Source organism: Streptomyces sp. NPDC005799 (assembly GCF_040630525.1).
Lineage (GTDB): Bacteria > Actinomycetota > Actinomycetes > Streptomycetales > Streptomycetaceae > Streptomyces > Streptomyces griseorubiginosus_B.
Window position 1 is genome coordinate 135,007 of sequence record NZ_JBEXXQ010000026.1, and the last position, 7,051, is coordinate 142,057.

Here is a 7,051-nt window from a genome sequence, read left to right on the forward strand (position 1 = left end):
CTCTCGATCGGTGTCACCGGTACGTACCGGCGACACCGGCCGGACTCATCGCTCGCCGGGAAACCCGTCGAAGAAAATCTCCCGGGGCAGGTCGAACGGCTCGAGCAGCCGCGGATCGGCGAACACCACGTTGCGGGCGACCAGACCGCCGGCCACCGTGAACACCTGCAGCGAATGCAGCCGGTGCGGCCCGCCCTCCGCCCCGGGCGCGTAGGCCGCGAGCGCCGGCTGTCCGTTCGCGGTGAGCGACCGGCTGAGCCAGCCCGTGCCGCGCATCGCGAACACCCGCTCCATGAACAGGCCGTACCGCTCGCTCCCGCGGTACCACAGCGGCACCGGCGGCATCTCCAGGATCGCGTCGTGCGTCAGCAGCCGGACCAGCCCGGGCACGTCCCCCGCCTCGAACGCCCGCGCGTACCGCCCCACGGCCTCCCGTGCCCCGGCGTCGTCGGGCTCGGTCACCTCGCCGGGATCGCCCACGCCCGCCAGCGCGACCCGGGCCCGTTGCAGCGCGCTGTTCACGGCGGCGACCGTCGTCTGCAGCTGCTCGGCCACCTCGGCGGCACTGAACTCCAGCACCTCCCGCAGCACCAGCACGGCCCGTTGCCGGGCCGGCAGCACCTGCATGGCCGCCACCAGCGCCAGCCGCAGATCGGCCCGTGCCTCGACGTCGTAGCGGCTGTCGGGGAACGGCTGCAGCCAGGGAATGTCGAAGGCCGTGGTCAGCGGGACGCCCGGATCGTCGCTCGGCGCGCCCAGTCCCGAGGGCAACGGGCGTCGCGCCCGCCCCTCCAGCGCGGTCAGACACACGTTGGTCGCGATCCGGTACAGCCAGGTCCGCACCGAGGCGCGGCCGGCGTCGTACCGGTCACGGGCCTTCCAGGCCCGCAGCAAGGTCTCCTGCACCAGGTCCTCGGCCTCGTGGAACGAGCCCACCATCCGATAGCAGTACGCCACCAACTCGCCCCGGTACGGCTCAAGGTCCATGGGGTTCATCATGGACCCATGAGTGGGCTCCCCACCGCACCGTCCGTCCGCAGCACCCCCGAGGGCCTCCTGTGGGAGCCGAGCGAGCGCCGGGTGCGAGGCCGCAAGGGCGACGTCACCGTCGTCGACAGCCGGCACCCCGTCCTCGTCTGGGAACCGTCACTGCCCGTACCGCAGTACGCCTTCCCGCGCGGCGACGTACGCGAGGACCTCCTGCGCCCCGCGAAACGCCCGCGAACCGGGTCCCACACCGGATCGACGGTCTTCTACGACCTGGAGATCGACGGCGAGCTGGTGGAGAACGCCGCCTGGACCTTCCCCTCCGCCGACCTCGCCGACCACATCGCCTTCGAGTGGTTCCGGCGCAGTGGCAAGGGCCTCGACCACTGGTACGAGGAGGAGGAAGAGATCTTCATCCACCCGCGGGACCCGCACAAACGCGTCGACGCCCTCGTGAGCAGCCGCCATGTCCAGGTCGAGGTCGACGGCATGCTCGTCGCCGACACCCACCGGCCCGTGCTGCTCTTCGAGACCGGCCTGCCGACCCGCTACTACATCCCGCGCGAGGACGTCCGCATGGACCTGCTCACCCCCACCGACCACCACACCGGCTGCCCCTACAAGGGCACCGCCGAATATTGGTCGACGCCCGGCGGGGCGAACCTCGTGTGGAGCTACCCGGATCCGCTGCCGGCCGTCGGCACGATCCAGGGGCTGCTGGCCTTCTTCAACGAGGCGGTCGACATCACCGTGGACGGGGAGCGGCTGGAGCGCCCCGTCACACCGTTCAGCGCGCTGTTCACACCGAGCAGCCCACGTGGGCCAGCGCCTGCCTGAGCAGCACCCCGTGCCCGCCCGGCATCTCGCTCTGCACCGCCTCCGACACGGCCTCCTGCGGGCTGAACCAGACCAGGTCCAGGGCGTCCTGCCGGGGTCGGCAGTCACCCGTCACCGGGACCACGTAGGCCAGCGACACCGCGTGCTGACGCGGGTCGTGGTACGGCGTGACGCCCTGGGTCGGGAAGTACTCGGCGACGGTGAAGGGCTGCAGCGAGGCCGGGATCCGGGGCAGCGCCACCGGGCCGAGGTCCTTCTCCAGGTGGCGCAGCAGGGCGTCCCGGACGCGCTCGTGGTGCAGCACCCGGCCGGAGACCAGGGTCCGGCTGACCGTCCCGTCCGGCCCGATGCGCAGCAGCAGGCCGACGCTGGTGACTTCGCCGCTGTCGTCGACGCGTACGGGCACGGCCTCGACGTACAGGATCGGCATCCTGGCACGCGCCATCTCCAGCTCGTCGGGGGAGAGCCAACCGGGCGTGGTATCGGTCATGTCAGACATTGCTTGATCATACTTTCAGGAGGCGCCGGGCAGGCGGTATACCCGGCGTGCGTTGTGTGCTCCCGCCCACTCCGCCAGGCGCAGCGCGTCGGGCAGGTCCAGTTCGTCGTCGTCCACCCGCTCCTGGAGCAGTCCGGCCAGCGCCCGGCGGAAGGACAGCGCGCCCAGACAGTGGAACTCGGCCACACCGTACGCGTCCGAGCTGTACAGGAGTTTGCGGAAGGGCGTGATCTCGAGGGCCTCTTCCAGCACGGCACGTGCCCGCACCGGGCCGACGTGGTGCAGGGCGAGGCCCACGTCCAGATACACCTGCTCGAAGACCGCCGCCAGATGGGCGGCCTGGCGCTGGTAGGGCCAGCAGTGCAGCAGCATCACCGGGATCGTGCCGGCGGTCAGGTGCAGCCAGTCGGTGAGGTGGGCGGGGTCCGAGCGGTGCAGCCGGATGTCGTTGTCGCCGAGTCCGACGTGGAGTTGGAGCGGCAGGCCCAGGTCGACGGCGGTCCACAGCAGATGCCGTACGAGCACCGGGTCCGCGAGCCGTCCGGAACCGCTCGCGAGCAGGCGCCGGGCCGCCTCGGTGACCTCCGTGTCGGAGGGGCGCGCCGGATCCAGGTCGAAGCCGGTGCGGTAGGCGGCCACCGACTTCACGCCGACCACGCCCGGCCGCCGTACCGCCTCCAGCGCGGCCACCCGGAAGCGGTCCGCGTACTCGCCGGGCTCGACCCCCCGCGCCGCCACCTCCTCGGCGACGCTCTCCAGCCGCACGATCTCGTACGCCGTCCCGCCCACGGGCTCCACCAGTTCGGCGGGTGTGGTGAGACGCTCCGGGGCGTACCCGGTGTCCACACAGAACACCTCGGTCCCCGCGGCGTCGAGGAAGCGGCGGTGCACCTCGCCGGGGCCCAACTCGGCGCGCCGGGCGAGGTATGCGTCGGGCCGCGCGTGGCGCGGGAGGTCCAGCAGGGGAGCGCAGTGGCGCCGGATCGCGACGCCCACCGGGCTGTCGAAGGTGGAGATCCCGGGCCAGGCCCCGCCCTCGGTGATCAGCGTCTCGAAGGCCTGCCGGTCCAGGTCGCCGGTGACCACACCGTGGCAGTGGTGGTCCACCAACGGCAGGGCGTCGAGCGCCTCCTGGACGGGACCGGAGGGCATCTCAGTACTTCCAGCGGTAGGCGGCCGCCACCTGTTCGTCGTCGTAGCCCTCGACCGCGGCGATCTCCCCCTGGCGTACGGCGATCACGGCGTCCGCGAGGACCGGCCCGAGCGCGGCCCGCAGCCGTTCGTCCTTGCGGAACTCCTCCACGGCCTCCGGCAGCGAGGCCGGCAGTCGGCGCACACCCCGGGCCGCCGCCTCGGCCTCGCCGAGGTGGGCCGGGTCGCCGGTGATCTCCTCGGGGAGGGGCGTGGACGAGGTCAGCCCGTCCATACCGGCCGCGATCACGCAGGTCAGGGCGAGGTAGGGGTTGGCGGCCAGATCGACCGGCTTGACCTCCAGGTTGGCGGCCCGCTCGCGCAGGCCGGCGGTGCCGGTGACGATCCGCACCGCGGCCTCGCGGGTTTCGCGTCCCCAGGCGGTGAACACCCCCGCCCACTGGGAGGGTTTGAGGCGCAGATAGCTGGCGGGGCTCGGCGCGGTGACGGCGGTGAGCGCGGAGAGGTGGGCGAGGACGCCCGCCGCGAAGGACTCGGCCTCGGCGGTCATTCCGTGGCGCTCTTCACCGCCGGAGTGCAGGTTGACTCCGTCGCGCCAGGCGGAGAGGTGGATGTGGCCGCCGTTGCCGACACCCTGCGCGAAGACCGCCGGGGCGAACGACACCACGAGTCCGTGGCGCCCGGCGACCGCCCGGATCGTCTGCCGCACCAGCACACTGCGGTCGGCGGCGGCCACCGGGTCGAGCGCGCCCACCGAGATCTCGAACTGCCCGGCCGCGTACTCGGGATGGAGCTGCTCGACCTCCACGTCCTGCGCCGCCAGCGCGGCCAGCAGATCGGCGCCGTAGTCGCTCAACTCGACCTGCCGGGCCGCCCCGTAGGCCGGTCCGTGCAGCGCCGGCACGAAGTCCCCGGTGGCGGACGGGCCTTGGCCGACGGCCCACTCGATCTCGATGCCCGCCTCGAAGGACAGCCCGTGCCGCTCGGCGGCCTCGGTGACCAGCCGGCGCAGGACCGTGCGTGAGCACCCCGGATGCGGCTCGCCCTCCTGCGTGATCCGGTCGACCGGCGCCCACGCCCACCCGGGCTGCCCGGCCAGGACGACGAGGTGGTCGAGGTCGGGGTAGAGGCGCAGATCGCCGTCGGGGGAGCCGAGGACGTCCGTGGTGACGATGGAGTCGTTCGCCAGGAAGGTGTCGAACACCGGTGACATGCCGACGCCCCAGGCCGCGGCGGAGGCGAGCTTCGCCGTGGGGATCGTCTTCACCCGGCCGACGCCGGCGGTGTCGACGTAGGACAGGACGACGCCGTGCACGCCCTGCCCGGACAGTTCACCGCGCAGGGCCCTGGCCCGGTCGACGTCGCCGGGGCGGCCGCCGGGGACGGGATCGGCGAGGGTGGTCATACGTCCTCCACGGTCGAGACGTCCGTCAGGGTTTCACGGCCACCGCGCCGTACTGCGGGACCGCGGCGGGGGAGTCCGCCTCGGCGCGCCACCGGGAGCACGACACCAGGCCCGGCTCCAGCAGTTCGAGTCCCTCGAAGAAGGCGGCGATGTCGGTGCCGCTGCGGGCGGTGATGGGCGGGGTGGCGTTCTCGTTCCAGAACTTCATCGCCGCGATCTGCCCCTCGCCGCCGAGTTCCTCGTCGGTGGTCGGGTGGGTGAGGGCCAGACAGCTGCCGGCGGGAACCGCGGCCATGATCTGGCGGGCGATCTCCCGCGCCTTCTCCGCGTCCAGCACGAAGTTGAGGATACCGAGCATCATCACCCCGACGGGCTCGGTGAAGTCCAGGGTGGCGGCGGCGCGTTCGACGATGGCGGCCGGGTCGTGGACGTCGGCCTCGATGTAGTCGGTGACGCCCTCGTGGGTGCCGGTCAGCAGGGTGCGGGCGTGCGCGAGCACGATGGGGTCGTTGTCGACGTAGACGATCCGCGCGTCCGGCGCGATGCGCTGGGCGATCTGGTGGGTGTTGTCCGCGGTCGGCAGTCCGGTGCCGATGTCCAGGAACTGCCGTACCCCGCGCTCCTCGGCGAGGAACCGCACCGCCCGGCCCAGGAACCAGCGGTCCGCCCGGGCGACCTCCCGGATGATCGGGAACATCCCGGCGACCTGCTCGCCGACCTGCCGGTCGACCTCGTAGTTGTCCTTGCCGCCGATCCAGTAGTTCCACACCCGCGCGTTGTGCGCCACACCGGTGTTCAGTCTGGCCGACCCGCCCGAAGGGGTGTGGCTCTCACTCACGACTCAGCTCCTTATCGCACCGCCCGCGGCCGTCGCCGCCATTGTGCCGCCCGGTGATCACACTGTCCCGGGAATCGGCTGATCAGGCGTGCGGAATCGGCCAGTCGCCGTCCGTCAGGGGGTGCGGCCGGGGCCGGGGGCCGGCGTCTTGCCCGCCTGGACCTGCTTGAGCCGCTGGGCACCCTCCCGAACGGCCTGTTCGAGGGAGTCGTGCGCACCGCCGGCCAGACCGCCGGCGGTGACGGTGATCGCGTCGTTGCCCACGCGGACGGCGGCCACGTCCAGGGTGAGGGTTGCGGGTTCGCCGTTCGTGGTGCCCTGCACCGTCACGTGCAGTCCCTGCCGGGCGTCGCCCTGGGCGGGAACCGAGGCGGTGGTCACCTGGACCGTCCGCTTGCCGCCCTTGGCGTCGGTCGCGGTGAACTGGTCGCACTTGACCGGCAGCGTCTTCATCCAGCCCAGTGCGGCGCTCAGACGGACGGGGTTGTACGCGGCGACCTGGTACAGCAGCCGGGAGTCGCCCTGCTGGAACCCGGCCAGTGCCGAGGCGCCCGTCGGCTTGCCCAGCAGATCGTCGTCGTAGAGGGCGTCCAGGAGCCGCTGGCAGTCGGCGGCGTTCGTCTTCGCGGTCAGGAAGGCGGCGACGTCGACCTTGCCGACGAGGAGGGTGTCGTCCCAGTGCTCGGCGCCCTTGACCGGGGTCCAGCCGCCCTCCAGGTCCGTCATGGTGATCAGCGCCGCCTGCGCGCCGGCCCGGGTGAGCCGGGCGGCCGGCGTCGAGCTGGCCGCGGACGCCCGGGCCAGGGGCGAGGCGGCGAGGTCGGTGGGCGTGGCACCCCCGCCCGCGCTGTCGCCGCCGTCCGAACAGGCCGCGGTGGTCAGCAGCGCGCCCGCGACCAGCGCCGAGGCGAGCACACGGACGGGCCGGGACGGACGTCGGATCATGGCGGAGGCCTCCTGAGCGGCGAGCGGTCCCGTCCAGCGCACCACCGGCCGCACCGGCCCACCAGCGCACCGGGCCGGACGGGTGAGTACGGCCCGCCGCCCGTCGGCGCACCGGGCTGGAGGGATGGGTGCGGGCGGTGTGGGCTGGAGGGGTGAGTGGGCCGTTGCCCGTCGGCGCGCTGGGCTGGGCGGGTGGGTGCGGCTTGCCGCCCGTCGGCGCACCGGGCTGGAGGGGTGGGTGCGGCTTGCCGCCCGTCGGCGCACCGGGCTGGAGGGGTGGGTGCGGCTTGCCGCTCAAGGGCGGTGTGGGCTGGAGGGGTGAGTGGGCCGTTGCCCGTCGGCGCGCTGGGCTGGGCGGGTGAGTACGGCCCGCCGCCCGTCGGCGCAC

7 protein-coding genes are annotated in these 7,051 nt (G+C 73.0%); 1 reads left to right on the forward strand and 6 read right to left on the reverse strand.

Translation table 11 applies throughout. From position 1 onward, the window contains the following. Nucleotides 1-45: 45 nt before the first annotated feature. On the reverse strand, nucleotides 46-987 hold the full coding sequence (locus ABZ453_RS25490) for a sigma-70 family RNA polymerase sigma factor (RefSeq protein WP_359018021.1): 942 nt from the start codon (nucleotides 985-987) through the stop codon (nucleotides 46-48). An 18-nt stretch (nucleotides 988-1,005) separates the two neighbouring features. Between ABZ453_RS25490 and ABZ453_RS25495 the strand changes: the two genes are divergently transcribed. Next, nucleotides 1,006-1,824: a DUF427 domain-containing protein gene (locus ABZ453_RS25495; protein ID WP_359018023.1), complete on the forward strand. Its 819-nt coding sequence runs from the start codon at nucleotides 1,006-1,008 to the stop codon at nucleotides 1,822-1,824. On the opposite strand, the gene ABZ453_RS25500 is transcribed toward ABZ453_RS25495, so the two are convergent. The 5 genes from ABZ453_RS25500 to ABZ453_RS25520 form a co-directional block, all read right to left on the reverse strand. Beyond that, on the reverse strand, nucleotides 1,787-2,323 hold the full coding sequence (locus ABZ453_RS25500) for an NUDIX hydrolase family protein (RefSeq protein WP_133048061.1): 537 nt from the start codon (nucleotides 2,321-2,323) through the stop codon (nucleotides 1,787-1,789). The two genes, ABZ453_RS25495 and ABZ453_RS25500, sit on opposite strands and share 38 nt — an antisense overlap. Before the next feature lie 15 nt (nucleotides 2,324-2,338). Further along, entirely contained in the window at nucleotides 2,339-3,475 is a 1,137-nt protein-coding gene (locus ABZ453_RS25505) for an amidohydrolase family protein (RefSeq protein ID WP_359018025.1), read from the reverse strand. 1 nt (nucleotide 3,476) lies between these two features. After that, nucleotides 3,477-4,880, reverse strand: coding sequence for a glutamine synthetase family protein (locus tag ABZ453_RS25510; protein ID WP_359018027.1), 1,404 nt, complete (start codon nucleotides 4,878-4,880; stop codon nucleotides 3,477-3,479). A 25-nt stretch (nucleotides 4,881-4,905) separates the two neighbouring features. Further along, on the reverse strand, nucleotides 4,906-5,718 hold the full coding sequence (locus ABZ453_RS25515; RefSeq protein WP_359018029.1) for an SAM-dependent methyltransferase: 813 nt from the start codon (nucleotides 5,716-5,718) through the stop codon (nucleotides 4,906-4,908). Nucleotides 5,719-5,832: 114 nt separating this feature from the next. Further along, the gene (locus tag ABZ453_RS25520) at nucleotides 5,833-6,663 is read right to left on the reverse strand and encodes a hypothetical protein (protein ID WP_359018031.1); all 831 of its coding nucleotides are present in this window, start codon (nucleotides 6,661-6,663) and stop codon (nucleotides 5,833-5,835) included. Nucleotides 6,664-7,051: the final 388 nt, after the last annotated feature.

Bases quoted from the DNA above. Each gene is read 5' to 3' on its own strand.
- ABZ453_RS25490 (WP_359018021.1), bottom strand. From the start codon at position 987: ATGGACCTTGAGCCGTACCGGGGCGAGTTGGTGGCGTACTGCTATCGG.
- ABZ453_RS25495 (WP_359018023.1), top strand. From the start codon at position 1,006: ATGAGTGGGCTCCCCACCGCACCGTCCGTCCGCAGCACCCCCGAGGGC.
- ABZ453_RS25500 (WP_133048061.1), bottom strand. From the start codon at position 2,323: ATGTCTGACATGACCGATACCACGCCCGGTTGGCTCTCCCCCGACGAG.
- ABZ453_RS25505 (WP_359018025.1), bottom strand. From the start codon at position 3,475: ATGCCCTCCGGTCCCGTCCAGGAGGCGCTCGACGCCCTGCCGTTGGTG.
- ABZ453_RS25510 (WP_359018027.1), bottom strand. From the start codon at position 4,880: ATGACCACCCTCGCCGATCCCGTCCCCGGCGGCCGCCCCGGCGACGTC.
- ABZ453_RS25520 (WP_359018031.1), bottom strand. From the start codon at position 6,663: ATGATCCGACGTCCGTCCCGGCCCGTCCGTGTGCTCGCCTCGGCGCTG.